This window comes from Novosphingobium oxfordense (assembly GCF_044029435.1).
GTDB lineage: Bacteria > Pseudomonadota > Alphaproteobacteria > Sphingomonadales > Sphingomonadaceae > Novosphingobium.
Genome location: NZ_CP147008.1, coordinates 472,133 through 490,000, shown reverse-complemented (window position 1 = coordinate 490,000; position 17,868 = coordinate 472,133). Strand labels below are relative to the sequence as shown.

The 17,868-nt window shown below is 60.2% G+C and carries 16 protein-coding genes, 1 tRNA gene and 2 rRNA genes (1 of these 19 running past the window's edge); 13 read left to right on the top strand and 6 right to left on the bottom strand.

The genetic code is table 11. The features are described 5' to 3' along the window. The 3 genes from WBP07_RS25185 to WBP07_RS25175 all read left to right on the top strand — a co-directional run. Positions 1-957: ribosomal RNA gene (locus tag WBP07_RS25185) — 23S ribosomal RNA — on the top strand (it extends 1,836 nt beyond the left edge of the window). A gap of 167 nt (positions 958-1,124) precedes the next feature. Beyond that, positions 1,125-1,239, top strand: a 5S ribosomal RNA gene (gene rrf / locus WBP07_RS25180). A gap of 115 nt (positions 1,240-1,354) precedes the next feature. Further along, positions 1,355-1,431: transfer RNA gene (locus WBP07_RS25175), tRNA-Met, on the top strand. A gap of 73 nt (positions 1,432-1,504) precedes the next feature. On the opposite strand, the gene WBP07_RS25170 is transcribed toward WBP07_RS25175, so the two are convergent. Continuing rightward, on the bottom strand, positions 1,505-1,783 hold the full coding sequence (locus tag WBP07_RS25170) for a hypothetical protein (protein ID WP_395397820.1): 279 nt from the start codon (positions 1,781-1,783) through the stop codon (positions 1,505-1,507). Positions 1,784-1,913: 130 nt separating this feature from the next. After that, the gene (locus WBP07_RS25165) at positions 1,914-2,864 is read right to left on the bottom strand and encodes a LysR family transcriptional regulator (RefSeq protein ID WP_395397819.1); all 951 of its coding nucleotides are present in this window, start codon (positions 2,862-2,864) and stop codon (positions 1,914-1,916) included. An 83-nt stretch (positions 2,865-2,947) separates the two neighbouring features. Here WBP07_RS25165 and WBP07_RS25160 point away from each other — a divergent pair, with 83 nt between their 5' ends. Continuing rightward, complete coding sequence (locus tag WBP07_RS25160) at positions 2,948-3,748, top strand: SDR family NAD(P)-dependent oxidoreductase (protein WP_395397818.1); 801 nt, start codon at positions 2,948-2,950, stop codon at positions 3,746-3,748. A 226-nt stretch (positions 3,749-3,974) separates the two neighbouring features. On the opposite strand, the gene WBP07_RS25155 is transcribed toward WBP07_RS25160, so the two are convergent. Beyond that, positions 3,975-4,877: a LysR family transcriptional regulator gene (locus tag WBP07_RS25155; protein WP_395397817.1), complete on the bottom strand. Its 903-nt coding sequence runs from the start codon at positions 4,875-4,877 to the stop codon at positions 3,975-3,977. A gap of 93 nt (positions 4,878-4,970) precedes the next feature. Here WBP07_RS25155 and WBP07_RS25150 point away from each other — a divergent pair, with 93 nt between their 5' ends. The 3 genes from WBP07_RS25150 to WBP07_RS25140 all read left to right on the top strand — a co-directional run bounded on the left by WBP07_RS25150 (position 4,971) and on the right by WBP07_RS25140 (position 7,957). After that, positions 4,971-6,395 (top strand): aldehyde dehydrogenase family protein, encoded by a 1,425-nt coding sequence (locus WBP07_RS25150; RefSeq protein WP_395397816.1) that lies wholly within the window; start codon positions 4,971-4,973, stop codon positions 6,393-6,395. A gap of 27 nt (positions 6,396-6,422) precedes the next feature. Further along, positions 6,423-7,298 carry an SDR family NAD(P)-dependent oxidoreductase gene (locus WBP07_RS25145; protein ID WP_395397815.1) on the top strand — a complete coding sequence of 292 codons (876 nt, stop codon included), beginning with the start codon at positions 6,423-6,425 and terminating at the stop codon, positions 7,296-7,298. A 287-nt stretch (positions 7,299-7,585) separates the two neighbouring features. Then, a complete protein-coding gene (locus WBP07_RS25140) occupies positions 7,586-7,957 on the top strand; it encodes a cupin domain-containing protein (protein ID WP_395397814.1) in 372 nt (123 codons plus the stop codon). Positions 7,958-8,184: 227 nt separating this feature from the next. On the opposite strand, the gene WBP07_RS25135 is transcribed toward WBP07_RS25140, so the two are convergent. Together WBP07_RS25135 and WBP07_RS25130 are read right to left on the bottom strand one after the other, a co-directional pair. Beyond that, positions 8,185-8,916 (bottom strand): SDR family NAD(P)-dependent oxidoreductase, encoded by a 732-nt coding sequence (locus WBP07_RS25135; RefSeq protein ID WP_395397813.1) that lies wholly within the window; start codon positions 8,914-8,916, stop codon positions 8,185-8,187. Positions 8,917-9,014: 98 nt separating this feature from the next. Further along, a complete protein-coding gene (locus WBP07_RS25130; protein ID WP_395397812.1) occupies positions 9,015-9,599 on the bottom strand; it encodes a TetR/AcrR family transcriptional regulator in 585 nt (194 codons plus the stop codon). A gap of 880 nt (positions 9,600-10,479) precedes the next feature. Here WBP07_RS25130 and WBP07_RS25125 point away from each other — a divergent pair. The 5 genes from WBP07_RS25125 (at position 10,480) to WBP07_RS25105 (ending at position 15,607) form a co-directional block, all read left to right on the top strand. After that, complete coding sequence (locus WBP07_RS25125) at positions 10,480-11,373, top strand: ThuA domain-containing protein (RefSeq protein ID WP_395397811.1); 894 nt, start codon at positions 10,480-10,482, stop codon at positions 11,371-11,373. Positions 11,374-11,462: 89 nt separating this feature from the next. Continuing rightward, complete coding sequence (locus WBP07_RS25120; protein ID WP_395397810.1) at positions 11,463-12,077, top strand: gluconate 2-dehydrogenase subunit 3 family protein; 615 nt, start codon at positions 11,463-11,465, stop codon at positions 12,075-12,077. A gap of 14 nt (positions 12,078-12,091) precedes the next feature. Next, positions 12,092-13,780, top strand: a complete 1,689-nt coding sequence (locus tag WBP07_RS25115) for a GMC oxidoreductase (RefSeq protein ID WP_395397809.1) — start codon at positions 12,092-12,094, stop codon at positions 13,778-13,780. Continuing rightward, a complete protein-coding gene (locus tag WBP07_RS25110; RefSeq protein WP_395397808.1) occupies positions 13,780-14,901 on the top strand; it encodes a ThuA domain-containing protein in 1,122 nt (373 codons plus the stop codon). The genes WBP07_RS25115 and WBP07_RS25110 overlap by 1 nt, the downstream gene beginning before the upstream one ends. After that, positions 14,858-15,607, top strand: a complete 750-nt coding sequence (locus tag WBP07_RS25105; RefSeq protein ID WP_395397807.1) for a TetR/AcrR family transcriptional regulator — start codon at positions 14,858-14,860, stop codon at positions 15,605-15,607. Before WBP07_RS25110 ends, WBP07_RS25105 begins: the two co-directional genes overlap by 44 nt. A gap of 103 nt (positions 15,608-15,710) precedes the next feature. Here the strand turns inward: WBP07_RS25105 and WBP07_RS25100 are convergent, their stop codons facing one another. Further along, entirely contained in the window at positions 15,711-16,793 is a 1,083-nt protein-coding gene (locus WBP07_RS25100; RefSeq protein WP_395397806.1) for a hypothetical protein, read from the bottom strand. A gap of 240 nt (positions 16,794-17,033) precedes the next feature. Here WBP07_RS25100 and WBP07_RS25095 point away from each other — a divergent pair, with 240 nt between their 5' ends. Further along, complete coding sequence (locus WBP07_RS25095) at positions 17,034-17,543, top strand: hypothetical protein (protein ID WP_395397805.1); 510 nt, start codon at positions 17,034-17,036, stop codon at positions 17,541-17,543. Positions 17,544-17,868: the final 325 nt, after the last annotated feature.

Below are 17,868 nucleotides of genomic sequence, written 5' to 3'. Positions count from 1 at the left end.
AAGGTAGCGAAATTCCTTGTCGGGTAAGTTCCGACCTGCACGAATGGCGTAACGACTTCCCCACTGTCTCCAGGATATGCTCAGCGAAATTGAATTCTCCGTGAAGATGCGGAGTACCCGCGGTTAGACGGAAAGACCCCGTGCACCTTTACTGCAGCTTCAGAGTGGCATTAGGATAGAATTGTGTAGCATAGGTGGGAGGCTTTGAAGCACCGGCGCCAGCTGGTGTGGAGCCATAGGTGAAATACCACCCTGTTATGTTCTGATGTCTAACCTCGCACCGTTATCCGGTGCAGGGACCCTCTGTGGCGGGTAGTTTGACTGGGGCGGTCGCCTCCTAAAGAGTAACGGAGGCGCGCGATGGTAGGCTCAGGCCGGTTGGAAACCGGCTGCAAGAGTGCAATGGCATAAGCCTGCCTGACTGCGAGATTGACGAATTGAGCAGAGACGAAAGTCGGTCATAGTGATCCGGTGGTCCCTCGTGGAAGGGCCATCGCTCAACGGATAAAAGGTACGCCGGGGATAACAGGCTGATGATTCCCAAGAGCTCATATCGACGGAATCGTTTGGCACCTCGATGTCGGCTCATCACATCCTGGGGCTGGAGCAGGTCCCAAGGGTTTGGCTGTTCGCCAATTAAAGTGGTACGTGAGCTGGGTTCAGAACGTCGCGAGACAGTTTGGTCCCTATCTGCCGTGGGCGTCGATACTTGAGAGGAGTTGACCCTAGTACGAGAGGACCGGGTTGAACATGCCTCTGGTGTACCTGTCGTGGCGCCAGCCGCGCAGCAGGGTAGCTATGCATGGACGGGATAACCGCTGAAAGCATCTAAGCGGGAAGCCTCCCTCAAGATTAGGTATCTTCGAGTCGTGATAGACCATCACGTTGATAGGCCGGGTGTGGAAGTGCGGTAACGCATGGAGCTAACCGGTCCTAATAACTCTGTTCATGCTTGATGAATCCCACCATCAATGACAGCCCTGCCAACCCGTGAGACACAGTCTCACAAACCGGGAAAAGCAGCGCCAGTCTTGATGATCGGACGATCATCCAGCCAGATATTCAGCTCCGACAAGGAGCAGCACGGGAACCATCGATTAAAAAACAGCACGCCGTCTCCATTGCTTGGTGACCATAGCGTCAGTGACCCACCCGATCCCATCTCGAACTCGGCCGTGAAACCTGTCAGCGCCAATGGTACTGTGGCTCAAGCCCCGGAAGAGTAGGACGTCGCCAGGCATTGAAGCCGGCGTGCTTAAAAAAAACCCATCACAATGACAAAGGGCTAACGCCCTCAAGCAGGGCCCCAAAAGGGCCCTGTTCGCGTTCATCAAGAACGCAAACACAACGGTGACGCGGGGTGGAGCAGCCCGGTAGCTCGTCAGGCTCATAACCTGAAGGTCGTAGGTTCAAATCCTACCCCCGCAACCAGACACTCAAACATACAAGCACCCCCCTCGGTACCAGCCGCCGGGGGGTTTTCTTTGTCCGACGAAATCGAAGCTCAGAAAAATCGAGCATTTGCGTTGGCCCGATGCGACGCGCCGCAATCGTCATGCCGGCGTTCGCGAAATGCGCGGGGTCGTTGCGGTAGCGTCCGCGCAGGATATTCATAGAAATCGGCAACTGTATGCAGCCGGACGCCGTCACGCATTGGGATCTCGTAAGTCCGGCGCTGATAATCCCGCTCGACCACAGGCGGAATGAAGGTCGCGGGAATATCGGTGGCGGATGCTCGGCTCTGCGCGATTGACGGTAGGCCGGTCGCCACGACGATCGCCATGATCGAGAGGGTTGCGTTGAAGCCGAAAGCTCTACGGGTATTGGTTTGACAAGGCCTGCGCATGAATTGCCTTTGCTGCTGTGGCGGCCGGGGTCTTTTCGACTTGGCAAAGGATGGGCGAAAGCGCTCGTTATGATCTGTTAGATGCTGCGGCGGCTTCAGCGTCCGCCGCTCGGGTCGCGCTGCGGACCGCGTCGACCAAAGCCCGCAAGGCCGGGGAGGTGTTACGGTTATGGGCGTAGTAGAGCGAGAGAGGCGGTGTCTCCGGCATCCAGTCCTCCAGCACGCTGCGCAGACGGCCGGACCCAAGCGCCTCTAAACAGACCGATCGGGCGAGATAGGCTATGCCCAGCCCCCTGCGAGCAGCTTCGAGAAGCAGCAGTTGATCGTCCAGCACCAGTTTCCCGGGTACATCGAGAGCGAACGCTTCTCCTCCGCGCTCGAACTCCCAGCGATAGATTCCCCCGCCGGGCAGCATGGCTCGGAGACAATGATGGTGCATCAGGTCCGCCGGGCAAGTGATGGCGGGGTGGGTTGCGAGGTAATCTGGCGCCGCCACTACGCAGAAATCGAGGCCAAAGGGCAAGCGCACCGAAACCATGTCGGCAGGCACCGAATCCGCGATCCTTATCCCGGCATCGCACTGCCCGTTCACGATATCGATGAGACGCGTTTCCGTCGTCAGTTCGATGGCGATCTTCGGATATTGCTCCAGGAACGTTCCCAGGATTGATGAAAGTATCTGAAAGGCCCCGGTCACGGAGCTGTTGATCCGAAGCACGCCCGATGGTTCGGCAGCTTGATTGTTCGCTTCTTCGGCAGCGCGCTCAATCTCCGCTAAAGCCGGAGCAACCCGCGCCAGAAATGCTTTCCCCGCCGGCGTCAGTGCCACACTGCGCGTCGTGCGGTTGAACAGCCTGACACCAAGCCGATCCTCCAGTGATCGTATGGTGCTGCTCAGCGCCGTGGGCGAAGTTCCCAGCGCCTTTGCTGCTGCTCTGAAGCTGCTTCTTCCGGCGACCTCTAGCGCTGCATGAATCTCGCCCAGACTGTTCCGACCGATTATCCCATTATTGCGCATGATGGATCCCGATTAAGCAGACTAATCAAGACAGTCTTTTGCTTCCATTTCCTCGTCCTCAGCAAGAGGCAGGACACATTTCCATGAAGACGAATCTGAATTCCCGCCGTGCCCTCGTGACCGGCGCATCATCCGGCCTTGGCGAAGCGATTGCGCACATGCTCGCCGAGGAAGGGGCGGCCGTTGTCGTCCATGGGCGGGACGAGGCCCGAACACGCGCGGTTGCGGACGCGATTCGGGCGGCGGGCGGCCGCGCAGATGTGGCAATCGGCGACCTTGCCACCGATGACGGGGCCGACCGGGTTCTGGCCCAAACGCTTGCCGAGGGCGATGTAGACATTCTCGTCAACAATGCCGGCTCCTATCATCATCATGACTGGCACACAGCAACGCCCGACAAATGGAGCGAGGCATATGCAGTGAATGTCCTGTCCGGCGTCCGCATGATCCAGCGGATCGTGCCCGCCATGGTTTCGAGCGGGTGGGGACGGGTCATCCAGATCGGCGGCGGACTGGCCGAACAGCCCACAGCCATGCTCCCGCATTACCAGGCGTCGCTGGCCGCTCGCCACAATCTGGCGGTATCGCTGGCACGCAGGCTGAAAGGTACGGGGGTCACATCGAACGTGGTCGCGCCAGGGGCTATCCTTGTTCCGGCGGTAAAGACGTTTCTTGAAGGCATGGCACCCCAGCAAGGTTGGGGGCAGACCTGGGACGATATCGAACGCGGCTGCGTGGCCGACATTGTTCCAAACGACGTTGGCAGGCTTGGCCGACCTGAGGAAATTGCCGCCGCGGTGACCTATCTTTCGAGCGGGTTCGCCGACTACATCAATGGTGCAACAATCCGGGTTGATGGTGGGACTGTAAAGTCAGCTTTCTAGAACTCCCTGTAGAAACGTCCCAATCCCGTTCCTTTCAATCGCCGGCGCTTCGTTTTGGCGACCAGCAGCTTTCGAAAACGATACAGGGTGGCCGGAATGGCCGGCACGGGGTGCGTGGCGGGCCTTTCGAACGACGTCGCGGCTTGTCGGTCACCCAGCCGCAAATTCTCGATGGCCAAGTGAAGTGGGTACGCTAATCTGTTGTTGCCGCGGACCAAGCCGCAGTTCACGTCCGGCTCCGTACTTGATTGCGGACGAGATCGATGAAATGTCGCAGCTTGGCCGGAACGTGGCGGCGTCCGGGATAGTAGAGACAAAGAGGAGGTTCCTCCGGCATCCACTCCCTCAGTAGCGCCGTCAAACGGCCCGCCCGTACATGCGGTGCTATCGTTTCCTCCGCCAGATAGCCCAGTCCCATCCCCTCCAGCGCGGCATCGAGCATCAGCCCGCTGTCGTCGAGGATCAGGCGGCCGGGGACGTCCAGTTCCTGGCGCTCGCCGTCCCGCGCAAACTCCCAGTGATATATGCGCCCACTACCCATGCGGTAACGGATGCATTCATGGGCGAGGAGGTCGCGCGGAACGACGGGGGCCGGCCGATCCCTCAGATAGTCCGGCGAACCGACGACTGCGATGCGTACCTCCGGGATGATGGGCACGGCGATCATGTCGGGCGGAACGCTATCTCGCAATCTTACTCCCGCGTCGAAGCCCTTGCCGATCACGTCGACGAGTGCCGCTTCGCTAACGATTTCCACCTGCATTCGGGGATAGCGCGCCAGATAGTCGCGGATCAGCGGTGCCATGACGAACCGCGCCGCACCCGCCGCCATGTTGAGGCGCAGAAGTCCCGAAGGCTCTCCCACATGTTCTCCCGCATTCTCGATCGCCCCGTCGATCGCGGCGAGTGCGGGGAGAATTTCCTCAAGGAACTGTGCGCCTGCCGCCGTCAGTGCGACGCTGCGGGTGGTTCGGTTGAACAACCGCACGTTCATGCGCTCTTCCAATGCCGCGATGGCATGGCTCAGCCCTGAGGAAGACACCCCCAGTTCACGCGCGGCAGCGCGAAAGCCGCCGCGACGCGCGACCGTGGCAAATGCTTCCAGTTCGGCAAGGCTAGCCTTTGCCATTGCGCGATATTCCTCATCAGCGTGTCCTTAACTGTCCTTCTAATCGGAACAGTCAGCAGGTTCCATATCTTCGATGACGAATGGAGATGGACAATGCGGGATATCGACAAGATCTACATAGACGGCGCCTTTGTGACGCCGCACGGCGGTCAGCGCTTCGACCTTTACAACCCTGCGACCGAAGAAAGGATCGGCTCCGTCCGGTTGGGTGATGCCGAGGATGTACGTCTCGCCATTACGGCGGCCAAACGGGCGTTCCCGGCCATGGCCCGCACCTCGAAGGCAGAGCGGATCGCCATGCTCTACCGAATTCGGGACGCCGTAAAGGCTCGTGCCGACGATCTTATCGCCGCGATGACCGAGGAATACGGCGCGCCTACTTATTTCACTGGGTTTTCGGTGCAGAACACGGCCTCGATCTTTGAAGTCATGGCGGCATCAGTAGAGGACTATGCCTTCGAACGCATCGCCGGCTCCAGTACGGTGTCCATGCTGCCGCTCGGCGTGATCGGGGCAATCACCCCGTGGAATAGCAACTTCGGCTTCATCGCCACCAAACTGGCCCATGCCATCGGCTCTGGATCGACAATTGTCATCAAGCCCGCCGAACAAAGCGCAATCCAGACGCAGGTCCTGCTCGAATGCCTGCATGAGGCGGGGCTGCCGAAGGGCGTCTTCAACGTTGTGAACGGGACCGGGCCCGAAGTCGGCGCGGCGCTGACAGCCCATCCCGATGTGGCGCTGATCACGTTTACAGGCTCGACCCCGGCGGCGAAGATCATCCAGCGTTCGGCGCTGGAGACGATGAAGCGATTCGTGTTGGAACTGGGCGGCAAGAGCCCGACGATCATCCTCGACGATGCCGATCTCGATGCGGCGATTCCCGTGGCATTGATGAGCGGCTTTGCCAACAGCGGTCAGGCCTGCGTAGCAGGATCGCGCATTCTGGTGCCGCGCTCGCGCCGCGACGAGATCCTGGCGCGCCTGAAGCGCGACGCTGAAAGCTTCAAGGTCGGCATCCCCACCGATCCGGACGTGCGCATCGGACCGCTCGCCAATGCCGCGCACTGGGAGCGTGTGCAAAGCTGGATCCGGCTTGGTCAGGAAGAAGGCGCGAGCCTGATGACCGGCGGCGAAGGCCGGCCAGAGGGATTGGACCGGGGCTGGTTCGCAAGGCCTACGATCTTCACCGAAGTCACCAACTCGATGCGTATCGCCCGGGAGGAGATTTTCGGCCCGGTCCTGAGCGTCATCACGTATGAGGACGAGGCCGAAGCCATTGCGATCGCCAACGATTCCGACTTCGGGCTTCAGGCCTATGTCCTCTCCTCGGACGACGGCCGAGCCTTGCGCATGGCACAGCAACTGATTGCGGGGCGTGTCGTGATCAACGGCGCCCCGCACGATCCCCGCGCGCCGTTCGGGGGATTCCGCCAGTCCGGTCTCGGGCGCGAGATAGGGGCCTACGGTCTCGACGCCTTTCTCGAACCGCGCGCGATCCTCAAGCCTGCGGCCTGATCTTCTCCTCAATCGAAAGCAACAGACATGCAGAAGACCTGGATCATTACTGGAAGCGCGCGTGGACTTGGCCGCGCCATTCTTGCCGCCGTGCTCGAAAGCGGTGACAACGTGCTCGCCACCGCACGCAATCTTGCGCAGCTTGCCGACCTAAAGGCACTCTTTGGCGATCGCCTCGAACCTTTCGCGCTTGATGTGACCGATGAAGGACGAGCGGGCACCGCCGCCGCCGCCGCGATCGCGGCTTTCGGGCAGATCGACGTGTTGGTGAACAATGCCGGCTACGGCCATTTCGAGGCTTTCGAGCAGAAATCCTCAGCCGATTTCCGGGCCGAAGTGGAAACCAATCTGTTCGGCGTCGTTAATATGACGCGCGCGGTGCTGCCTTACATGCGCGAGCGCCGTGCGGGTCACATCCTCAATATCTCGTCCGTGGGAGGGCGGGTCGGTACACCGGGTCTTTCGGCCTATCAGGCTGCTAAATGGGCGGTTGGCGGGTTCACCGAAGTGCTGCGCGGCGAGGTTGCCCATCTGGGCATTCGCATTGTGTCGCTGGAGCCGGGCGGAATGCGCACGGACTGGGCCGATATCGCGGGTAACGCCGCCTCCAGCGCCGTGCTGCCGGACTATGCCGAAACGGTTGGTGCGACGCTGGAGCGGATCAGGGCCTATGCCGGCAACGAAGTGGGCGACCCGGCCCGCATCGCGCAGATCGTTCGCGACCTCGCTCGCCGCGATGACGTGCCCGCCCATCTGGTCCTGGGCACCGATGCGCTGGCATCATTCGACGCCGCTGAGACCGAACGCCGCGAAGCCCATGCCCGGTGGCTGAGCATCAGCCGTGCGTCCGTGTTCGACGGCCCCGATGGAGAGACGCTCGGAGCGCTTTTGCCCCCGGACTGACAAGATGCGCGGGCGGTGTCGTCTGGTCGGAAGCATCGCGTGCATTTCTCTGGCATGCGCGCGGTGCTTCCGGGTGCTTGGCCCGTTCCTGCGCTGGCGCGCTTTTTCACACTGAACCCAGTCCGCCCGCATCTCGGCCCCCCTGGTCGCGAGCGCGGCGCTTGTAGCGGCCATCAGTTCAGGGTTTGACCGGGAATGGATAAGGCCTCGTTTCGAGGGGGCGATGATTGCCCAGACTCCCGGAATTTCTTGGAGTAGGGGGGATAATCCTCGCCTTTTCAACTTAAATGCTCGTGGGCATACTCTGGATTATGGCACATCAATCACCCCCAGAATCGGCGCCTCCTCAGAATCTCTTCGTTGTAGAAGCCGAATCCGCGGAGAATGAACAGTTTGAGGATTTGCTGTGTCGACCGGGCATTCGCATCGAACGTATCGTATCGCACGGCCATGTGACGCCGCCAGATCAGCCTTATCTGCAGGATTGGGACGAGTGGGTACTGGTTCTTGAAGGCGCAGCGGAGCTTCTTCTCAATGGAACCGATAAATGGACACTGGCAGCCGGTGATCATTTGCTGATTCCGGCCGGCACTCCGCATTTGGTGACGTATACCGCAGAGCCGACAGTTTGGCTCGCCATCCACATGGGCGAGTCATGATACCGAAGATGACTGGAGTCACCCAACGAACGTTCGTCACAAAGACGTGCCGCTAATAGAACTCCTTGAAATAGCGGGGGCGACCCGTTCCGGCCATTCGACCTAGTAGGACCGAATAGCCGGAACCGACGCAAGCCGGCACTGCCCAATTTTCGAAGATGCCCAGACGTTGGAGCGCGATGGCGCCAAGCCTCAGCCCGGCAGCGAATTTTATGGATCTGTGGTGGTCAGAGGGTGAAACCGCCATCGATCGTGATGCTGGAACCGGTCATGTAGCCGGCCTCTTCGCTGGCGATATAGGCGATCAGCCCGGCAATTTCCGACGGTTTTGCGACGCGCTTCAGTGGGGTCTTGTCGGCCAGAAACTCGAGGGCGCCAGTGTTGATATCGGTATCGGTCGGGCCAGGCTGAACGTTGTTCACGGTGATCGAACGCGGGGCGAGGTCGAGCGCGATCCCCTTTACCATCGCTGCGACAGCGCCCTTGGTGAACTGGTACACGCTCGTGCCCGCGAAACCTGTCCGAATTGCGACGTTGCTGCCGACAGTGATTACCCGGCCTCCGTCGTTGATGTGGGGGGCGGTCGCCTGGATGGCGAGGAACACACCGCGCACATTGACGTCGATCATCTGGTCGAGTTGCTCGACAGGGACCGTATCGACAGTGCCCATCGAGAAAATACCCGCGTTAACGACGAGTGCGTCGATGCTGCCGAATTTGGCGACAGCCTGCTCAACCGCAACCTCGATTTGACCGGCGTTCGAGCTGTCAGCTTTGATGGCAATCACCTCACCGCCGGCGGCTTCGACGCTGGCTACCACCTCGTTCGCCTTGTCCTCGCGCGAGGCGTATGTGAAGGCCACCTTGTAACCGTCCTTCGCCAAGCGCACGACCGTTGCGGCGCCAATGCCGCGAGAGCCGCCGAACACCAGCGCAATCTTCTTCAGATCATTATCCATAACGTCTTCTCCTATTATTGACAAAACAGTCCATAATGCGCCGCAAAACGGCGCGCTTCGGCATACGAAGTCAGTTCACGCAAACGGACGGTGAAACACTATTTCGCTTTGAGCCTATCCACGCAAAAACGCGCCAGGCGGTGCAGGTCTTCAAGACTCCCGCCGGCCCGGGCCGCCGTCTGCAGGCCAGTCATCGTCATTTGGACGAAACTGGCGGCTTCATCCGCGTCGAGCGTGTCATCTATCTCACCGGCACGCTGGCCTTCCAGGATGCGTGCCCGCACCTTCTCCTGCAATATCGGCGCGACTACTTCACGAAGGGCGTTAAGCTCCGTGTCGGAGGCTCCGAATTCATTGACGGATCCAACGCCCATGCAGCCAAGTACCCTGCGGTCATCGTCCTCGGCAATGAGGCCGACTAGAAGATCCTCGATCCCGGCAACAGGTGACGCTGGTGTATCGAGCCGGCGTATATGTTCGCTCGTTGACCAGCGCTGATAGGTGCGCAGCGCTTCAACGTAGAGCTGACGTTTGTCGCCGAAGGCGTTGTAGAGGCTCTGGCGTCCAATACCCATCGCGTCTTTGAGATCGTCTGTTGAAGTCGCAGCAAACCCTTTTTGCCAGAAAACGCCGATTGCCTTCTGGAGTGCCGTATCCCGATCAAATTCGCGTGGTCTTGCCATAGCCATTGAGATGAGGATTATTGACAGACTTGTCAATAATGATTTTTCGCGCAAATTGGTCCGCCGAGCAAATATATGCGCCCGGTCGTTTCCGGCTCGGGGAGAGCGACGGGCTACGCTAAAATGCTGGTCATGGCGGCCTCGAAACGGCCTACTTATTGCCCATCGGCTCGCAATGGTGATGTTGAGAACGGACCGCGGTCTTCGGAGGGCCACGAAGGTCTATTGTTGGACGGCAGTGTACGGCGCCTAGGCGTTCGGCCTCGTTCATTGATCGATGAATGCACGGCAGCTGCTTTGCATAGCCCAAATTGGCCTTGGTATGGCTGGTTAGTCGGGGAAACTGGAGGGCGGCAGAGGGGGCATGTGTCACATACACCGTTCCATGGCAGCGGCGCGAACCTAGGCTTCTGACAAGACTCGCTTTCGGCTGACATGAACCTGCCTTAACGGCCCAGCCACTTGCAGCACTGGAGTGCCATTCCCTAACGTCGCCGGTGGTCCAAATGTGTGATTTACTTCGCTCAAGCGATGTTTTTCGGTTTTTGCTTCTGCAATCTCACAGCGAAACTGGCGGAAATCTTGGGTCGCTGGCCGCGATCAAGGCGATCGTCGTCTTGCCGTCGCAACAAAGCGTTGACCGCGTCTCTGCGGATCGGCTTAATCGAACTTGCTGGTTCGAATAAATTTCGAGCGAAGCGACGAGCGCCGCAAGAGCGCCGATGGGAGATGCCATGAGAAAGTCCGCAGCAGGCGAGACAGTCGTGTTTCGACGAAGGTCGTTAGACCATCTTCGAACGGCGCGGGGCTTTGGGGGCTGCCGCCATAGGCTTCGCGACGCCAGGAATGCCTGATCAGCTCGTAATCAAGGGAGCGGCATATGGCCCGCAAAATCCTACGCGGCATTCTCATCGTCGTTGGACTGCTCCTGGCGGTTCTTGCAATCCAGGCATTCCGCTACCGTGACACGATCCAGCGCGTGTTTCTGGGCGGTGTGAAGGTCTATGAAACGCAGCCGCCGCAACTGCCCGCCAATTTGCCAAGGCCAGCGATCCTGGTCTTTTCGAAGACGAATGCCTTCCGCCATGCAGATGCCATTGCGGCGGCCAATTCCTTGTTCCAGCAGATTGCGCACGACAAGGGGTGGGGCTATTTCCAGACCGAGAACGGCGCTGCGTTTCGGCCGGACATTCTCTCCCGCTTCGACGCCGTGGTGTTCAACAATGTAAGCGGCGATGTCTTTACCCCGGATCAGCGATTGGCGTTCGAGGCTTTCGTCAAAAACGGTGGCGGGTTCCTCGGGCTCCATGCCGCAGGGGACAATTCGCATGAGGCCTGGCCTTGGTACGCCGATAATCTGATCGGTGCGACGTTCACGATGCACACGATGTCTCCCCAGTTTCAGACCGCGACCGTCAATCTCGAAGATCGCGCCAGTCCGGTGCTGGCCGGCTTGCCGCCAAGTTGGAAGCATAACGAGGAGTGGTACTCCTTCGCCGCATCACCTCGCCTGAAAGGATATCATGTCCTGATGACGGTCGATGAGCGCACCTACAATCCCGAAGGCATGTTCGGGAAGGATCTGCGCATGGGCACGGATCATCCCGTTGTCTGGTGGCATTGCGTCGGGAAAGGCAGAGCGCTCTACTCGGCGCTGGGCCATCAGCCCGAGGCGTTCCGTCAAGCCGAATATGTCCGCCTGCTTACGAACGCGGTGTCCTGGACGGCGCGCCAAACCGGCAGCGAATGCGGGGATGCTAAGGCCCTGCCGTGAGACGACGTTGCAAAAGAAGCCGCCTGCCTGGGCAATAAGGGCCATTCCGCAGGCTTTGGGATCGTCCAGTTGAGTTGGGAGAACGCAGTTTGACTGATACATTTCCGATGGATCGTCGCCTCCTGCTCGGAAGGATAGCGCTGCTGGTCGGCGCCAGTATCGTTCCGGCCGAAGTGTTTGGCGCGGCTCTCAAGGGCGGGACGGCCTTGTCTGCGGCGAATTCCAGTGTGCTGGAGGCTGTCTGCGACACATTGGTGCCCGCGACCGACACGCCGGGTGCCGTCGGTGCGGGCGTCCCTGCACTTTTCCATGGCTTGCTTCAGAACTGGGCATCCGCAGAAAGCCGAGAGGCGCTGATCGGCGCGATAGAGGCCATCGATCGCGGCGCCAGACAGGCCGGGGGCAAAGGCTTTGCCGCGCTGTCCCCCGATGAACGGACGGCATTCCTGAAAACTTACGATATCGCCGCGCTCAAGCCGGTGCCGAGCAAGCAAAAGCTGACCGGTCTGGCTGCTCTCAAGGCGCTGCCCTCCGTCGTCGATCCCTCTTACGCCAGGCTGAAGGACTTGATCGTCTCGCTCTACTACGGGTCCGAAGTGGGGCTGACGCAAGAGCTTGTTTACGAGCATGTGCCGGGCCCGTGGGAACCATCGATCAAAATCACACCGGACACGCGCCCATACGGTAGTCCGGGCCTGCTCTAAACGGAGATCGATAGATGTTTGATGCGATCGTTATCGGTTCCGGCATGAGCGGTGGCATTGCCGCCAAGGAACTTTGCGAGCGTGGGCTCAAGGTCCTCATGCTCGAAAGAGGCAATAACGTGGATCCGGGCACGGACTATACCGACAGCCTGATGCCGTGGGAGTTTCCCAACAACAACATGGTGCCCGAGGACGAGGCCCTGAACGACTATTACGTCCAAAGCCAGTGCTATGCCTTCAGTGAGGCGACGAAGAAGTTCTGGGTCAAGGACAGCGATCACCCCTATTCGACCCCGGAAGGAAAGCCCTTCAGCTGGATCCGCGGCTACCATGTCGGCGGGCGATCCATCATGTGGGGGCGGCAGGCCTATCGCCTTTCGGACATCGACTTCGAGGCGAACGCGAAGGACGGGCACGGCTGCGACTGGCCCATCCGCTACGACGATCTCAAGCCCTGGTACGACCACGTCGAAAAGTTCATCGGCGTGGCGGGCACGAAGGAAGGGTTGCCCCAACTTCCCGATGGTGAATTCCTGCCCGGTTGGGAAATGAACGACGCCGAGAAGCAGTTCAAGGCGGCCGTCGAGGCGAAGTTCGAAGGGCGAAAGGTGATCATCGGGCGCAATGCCAACTTGTCGGTCGCGCAGCCCTGGCATGAAGAACTCGGCCGTAACTCCTGTCAAAATCGCTCGATCTGCGATCGCGGATGCAGCTTTGGGGCGATGCACTCAACGCTGACCTCATCGCTTCCTGCGGCACAGCGCACGGGCAACCTCACCCTCATCACCGATGCGATCGTCCATTCGATCGTGCAGGACCCCAAGACCGGCAAGGCCACCGGGGTCCGCGTGATCGACCAGAACACCAGGGTGGGCAAGACTTACGAGGCGAAGGTCATCTTCCTCAATGCCTCGACGATCGCATCGGCCGTCATTCTGCTCAATTCGGCAAACGATGCCAATCCACGCGGCCTTGCCAACGGTTCAGATCAGGTCGGCCGCAACCTGATGGACCATCTCTATTCGCTGTCGACAATCGGCCTCTTCCCGGGACCCAAGGACAGTTACTACAAGGGAAGACGGCCCACCGGCATCTACATCCCCCGCTACCGCAATTTCAGCGAACAGGGTGACGGCTACGTTCGGGGCTATGGTTTTCAGGGCGGGATATCGCGGCTGGGGGGACGGACCATCGGCATGCAGCCCGGCGTGATCGGCACCGAGCTGAAGGCTGCTGCCCGCAAGATCGGTCCCTGGCTTGCGTTCATTTCCGGCTTTGGCGAGATGCTGCCCAATCCCGACAACCGGGTGACGTTGAATACTACTCGCAAGGATAAGTGGGGCATGGCGATCCCGCATATCGAATGCGAGCAAGGTGCCAACGAGAGGGCCATGACCGCGCAAATCCTGGCGGATGGCAAGGCAATGATCGAGGCTGCCGGCGGCATGGTCGTCTCGCAGACCACCGATCCCGGCACTCCCGGCCTTGGCATCCACGAGATGGGAACGGCGCGAATGGGCAAGGATCCCAAGACCTCCGTGCTTAATCAGTACAACCAGGCGCATGAAGTGCCGAACCTGTTCTGTACGGACGGCGCCGCGATGTCGTCTTCGGGCTGCCAGAACCCATCGCTTACCTACATGGCACTTTCCGCCCGCGCCGCAGACCATGCAGTGCAGTTTCTCAAAGAGGGGGTAATCTGATGCGCAAGTCGCGTTGGCCGTTGATTGCGGTGCTTTCGCTGACGATCGGCGGGCTGGTGAGTATGCCGGCGGCTGCGAAGCCGGTAACGGATTGCCCGCTGCGAGACGCTCCATTCTCAGTAGATTCGCCGCTCATCGATATTCTCCTGAGCCCTTCGGCGAAAGCTATAGTCGAGACGGCGACTGGAAAGTCTTTCGACAAGGGGCCGCCCCGTTTCGTGGGCACAACGCCGCCGACTTTCGCAGCGATCCTCACTCTGCGTTCGGCATCGATGTTTACGGGGCTGAAAGCCGAAGCGCTGCCCGATATCGACGCCCGGTTGCGCAAGCTGCCCGTAACCGATGCAGATCGGCTGGCGCGCTGCGCAAGATACGACAACGACGTGCCGGCCCTCACGCTTCAGCCGGGGAAGCCGCACATCCTCCTGTTCGAGAAGATCAACGGCTTCAAGGATGAGCCGTCGGTCAATGCCGCCCATGTCGCATTTGTCGATATGGCGCGGCGCAAGGGCTGGGACCTCGTCACCACGGATAAGGCCGGCGCCATCAATCCCACGACCCTGAAGCAATTCGATGCGCTCGTCTGGAACAACGTGAGCGGGGATGTGCTTACGCTGTCGCAACGGGCGGCCTTTCGCCAGTTTCTGGAGAGCGGCGGCGGTTTTGTCGGCGTGCATGGAAGCGCGGGCGACCCATCCTATTTCTGGGACTGGTATGCCGACAAGCTGATCGGCGCGCGGTTTGAGGGACATCCGATGTCCCCCCAGTTCCAGGAGGCGCGCATTTCGGTCGACAAGGCCAATACGCTCGCGGTCGGACTTCCGGCGGAATGGCGGATGACCGATGAATGGTACTCGTTCAGTACGAACCCGCGCAAAGCCGGCGCTAAAGTCGTCCTGAGCCTGGATGAAAGCACCTACAATCCGGTCGGCCCGATGAACGTCGATCTGCGCATGGGGGATCATCCGCTGGCCTGGACGAACTGCATCGGGAAAGGGCGGATTTTCTATTCGGCGATCGGTCATCGGCCGGAAACCTATAGCCAGCCCGAATATGTCACTCTGCTGGAGACCGCGCTTGGCTGGGCTGTGGCAGATCGCAAGGCTTGCCCGGCCGGATGACAAGGGGCTTGGCATCGCATTGACCCATCGGACCGGGAATTCGCCTTCGGGCCGTGCGAAGGCGGCCGCAAAAGGACGCGCGGGCCGCCCAACTGCGGCCCGCGCCGCCGAAATCGATCAGGTTATCCTGAAGGCGGCACGGGACCTGTTTTTGGAAGCCGGGGCGGATGTCGCCAGCATGGATGTCGTTGCTGCTGCGGCTGGGGTTTCGAAAGGCACGCTCTATGCTCGCTTCATCAGCAAGGATGCTTTGATCGCGGCCGTCATAGACGATTTGCTGGAACAGATGGATAGGCGTGCCAGTGCCACGAACCATCTCCTGCCGAGCGAGCTTGAACCACGCCTCAAGGAATATGCGCGCAGGCTCGTCGAAGTCTTCGGCTGGACCGACTATCACCATCTCGATCGGTTGATGGCAACGGCATCACGGATCGACCCGGACCTGAAGAACCGGTGCGATCGGGTGGCCCTTGCCGGCTACGTAAAAACGCTTGCTGACGAGATGGAGCGTGCGGCCGGCATGCAGGGGCAGTCTGGCGTGGACTGGCATTCGCTGGCCCAGCTCTTTGTCTATGGCATCTCAGGGCGATACCTGGATGCTGTGGGGAAGGGGGACTTCATCCAGGCTGAGTTCGACGTCTATTGTGCAACCGTCGTCGACGCGATCGTTGCCTACGTGGATTGGCGAGGTAATCATCCCTCATGATTTCGTGCGAAACTGCAAACCCGTGACAAAAAACCTATTAAGTTTTGATCACTGATTTGTTGCCACAGCATCTTTCGTTGGTCCGCTGTACGGAATAATCGCGCTATTTAACATTGGATTGGCAGCTCTTATCCTGCCATTGGAAAGCCGGAACTTCCTCGCCGCGCGGTAGATAGGTCAGGGCAATCTGCTGACCACTCCTTTCAATCTCAAGCGTGAGAGTGGCCGATTGGTTGCCCTGCAAGGCGTCTTGAGGGAACCTGTTGAGGATGCGGTCGCCGTTTTGCAGGCCTGCCGCAGCGGCCGTGGATCCGGGCTTGAGGCCCGCCACTCTGCGATCCGCAGAAACCAGAACCAGTGGATCGAAGCCAAGATCGAAGCGCCTCAGCTGCTTCGTGACTCGTTCGAAACATGGGCCGAATGCGTTCGATGGCACCGACACGGTCTTGCCTGCGAGCATGCCGTCGAACTCGGTCAGCCCCTTCTCGCCGAGTTCGGAGCGTAGCAGGTCTCTCCACAGGGCGAGGTTCATGGGATGGCCGGCTCGCCGTTCCGCCAGCATCCGGCGCACGAGATCGTCGAGCGAGCGCTGGCCGCCCGACGCTCGGCGGATTTCACTATCGACAGTGGCGAAATAGAGCGATCCGCGATCGTAGGGCAGCACGCGAACGCGCGTATCTTTCCAGAATCCTTCGGCAATGCGGTCGTTCGGAGTGCCGATTAGAGCGTTGGTGTAGTATCGGGCGGCGGTCTCGTTGAGGTCGTCCAGGAAGGCTTGCCGGGATATGAGGCCCGCACGGTAGGGAAGGGTGCGCTGGTAGTACACCGCAAGCCCTTCACCGAACCACGACATGGAAAGGCCGCCCGCGGCATCCATCGAATTGTCGAGAGAATTGATGAAGGCGTGGACCATTTCATGCGCCAATAGGCTTTCCAGGTCGCCGATCGGGGTTTTGTCACCGAATGTGAAGGCGAAGCTATCGGTCAGGCCGATGCCGCTGCCGGGGTTGAGCCGGTTGGTTCTTGCAAAGACGCCGAAGCTGGCGGGCCGCTGGTCAAAGAAATCGCCATAGAACGACTGGAGGCGAGAGGCCCAATCCATCAATTCCGTGCCGTCGAACGCAAAGTGTCCCTGCCAGGCTCCGAAAAAGTTGTCCTTGGCATAGGCGCCGATGGTTCCCGCCATGAAGTAGCTGCTTGCGACCTCGGCCGGGACAAGCGGATGGGAGGACAAAACCGCCCGTCCGCTGGCTGCTGGCCCGAGACTGGATGCAGCCTTGGCTCCAGCACCGGCCTGGCCTAGGTTCCAATTGACGGACACGTTTCGCGCAACCTCATCGGCGGGAAGGACGAGGAACGAATTGCCGGCGCCAGAGAGGGCCCCGTCCGCCGCGCGCAGTTCATACTGGGGCTTGGCGAGTTCGCTTTGGCCCGGATCGATCCGGACGCGATAGGCCACCGTGACCTGGCCGACGACCGGACGCAGTGGTTGCCAGCGGCGTTCGAGGTTGTCTCCGTCACGCGCGTCGTCATGCGCCTTGACCGCAAGCGGGCCAGATGTGTCGCTGAACGTCAATCCATCGATCGCATTTGCGGACGTCTCGACGGTGTTGGCGGAAACGGCCATCGCTGCAAGATCGCCGGTGCTAGGGGGCGTATCGAAGCGCAGTTTGACATCGAGCTTCGAGATCGCGCCTGTGGCATCGGCGATGGGGGCAAGTTCGATATCGAGCTTGGGGGAAGGCGTTTGCGGAGCGGCCAGCGCTTGGCCGGGGATGCAAGCCGCAAGCAGCAGCGAGCCGAGATATCGCATTCCATCGCGGCTCGTTTCGCAGTCCAACATCATTCGCGCGGCCCCTGGCTGTCCGGGCCGATTGGCAGATTTGCCTCGATCATGCGGCCCGCATGCATGATCCGCCGCATGATTGTCCGATAACCGTGCGAATTGCTTTTCCAATTTCATCGGGTTCTCGCAAAATCAATGCCCTCAAGGTTGCAAAACGGCCCGTTGCGGACATGGAATATCCTGAGGCTTCCGCGCGCCACTGGACGACCGGCCTACGCGGTAAGGGCCCGTTTATGGTCATGTCGGCTGTCTTGAGCCTGTGACTTCGATGCGCTTTATCGGAGTGTCCGGGCGCCTGATCATGTGCTGCCCTGATCCGTAGAAGCGGAAGGGCAGCGTCGATCAGACGCCCGGCTCCGGTGCGACCCGAATGCGTCGGGCTGCTTTCTTGAGTGAAGCGCCCGATCGCATGGGG

What these genes read in the sequence shown, in the direction of transcription:
- WBP07_RS25170 (WP_395397820.1), bottom strand. Translation starts at nt 1,783, where the DNA reads ATGGCGATCGTCGTGGCGACCGGCCTACCGTCAATCGCGCAGAGCCGA.
- WBP07_RS25165 (WP_395397819.1), bottom strand. Translation starts at nt 2,864, where the DNA reads ATGCGCAATAATGGGATAATCGGTCGGAACAGTCTGGGCGAGATTCAT.
- WBP07_RS25160 (WP_395397818.1), top strand. Translation starts at nt 2,948, where the DNA reads ATGAAGACGAATCTGAATTCCCGCCGTGCCCTCGTGACCGGCGCATCA.
- WBP07_RS25155 (WP_395397817.1), bottom strand. Translation starts at nt 4,877, where the DNA reads ATGGCAAAGGCTAGCCTTGCCGAACTGGAAGCATTTGCCACGGTCGCG.
- WBP07_RS25150 (WP_395397816.1), top strand. Translation starts at nt 4,971, where the DNA reads ATGCGGGATATCGACAAGATCTACATAGACGGCGCCTTTGTGACGCCG.
- WBP07_RS25145 (WP_395397815.1), top strand. Translation starts at nt 6,423, where the DNA reads ATGCAGAAGACCTGGATCATTACTGGAAGCGCGCGTGGACTTGGCCGC.
- WBP07_RS25140 (WP_395397814.1), top strand. Translation starts at nt 7,586, where the DNA reads ATGCTCGTGGGCATACTCTGGATTATGGCACATCAATCACCCCCAGAA.
- WBP07_RS25135 (WP_395397813.1), bottom strand. Translation starts at nt 8,916, where the DNA reads ATGGATAATGATCTGAAGAAGATTGCGCTGGTGTTCGGCGGCTCTCGC.
- WBP07_RS25130 (WP_395397812.1), bottom strand. Translation starts at nt 9,599, where the DNA reads ATGGCAAGACCACGCGAATTTGATCGGGATACGGCACTCCAGAAGGCA.
- WBP07_RS25125 (WP_395397811.1), top strand. Translation starts at nt 10,480, where the DNA reads ATGGCCCGCAAAATCCTACGCGGCATTCTCATCGTCGTTGGACTGCTC.
- WBP07_RS25115 (WP_395397809.1), top strand. Translation starts at nt 12,092, where the DNA reads ATGTTTGATGCGATCGTTATCGGTTCCGGCATGAGCGGTGGCATTGCC.
- WBP07_RS25110 (WP_395397808.1), top strand. Translation starts at nt 13,780, where the DNA reads ATGCGCAAGTCGCGTTGGCCGTTGATTGCGGTGCTTTCGCTGACGATC.
- WBP07_RS25100 (WP_395397806.1), bottom strand. Translation starts at nt 16,793, where the DNA reads ATGGCGGGAACCATCGGCGCCTATGCCAAGGACAACTTTTTCGGAGCC.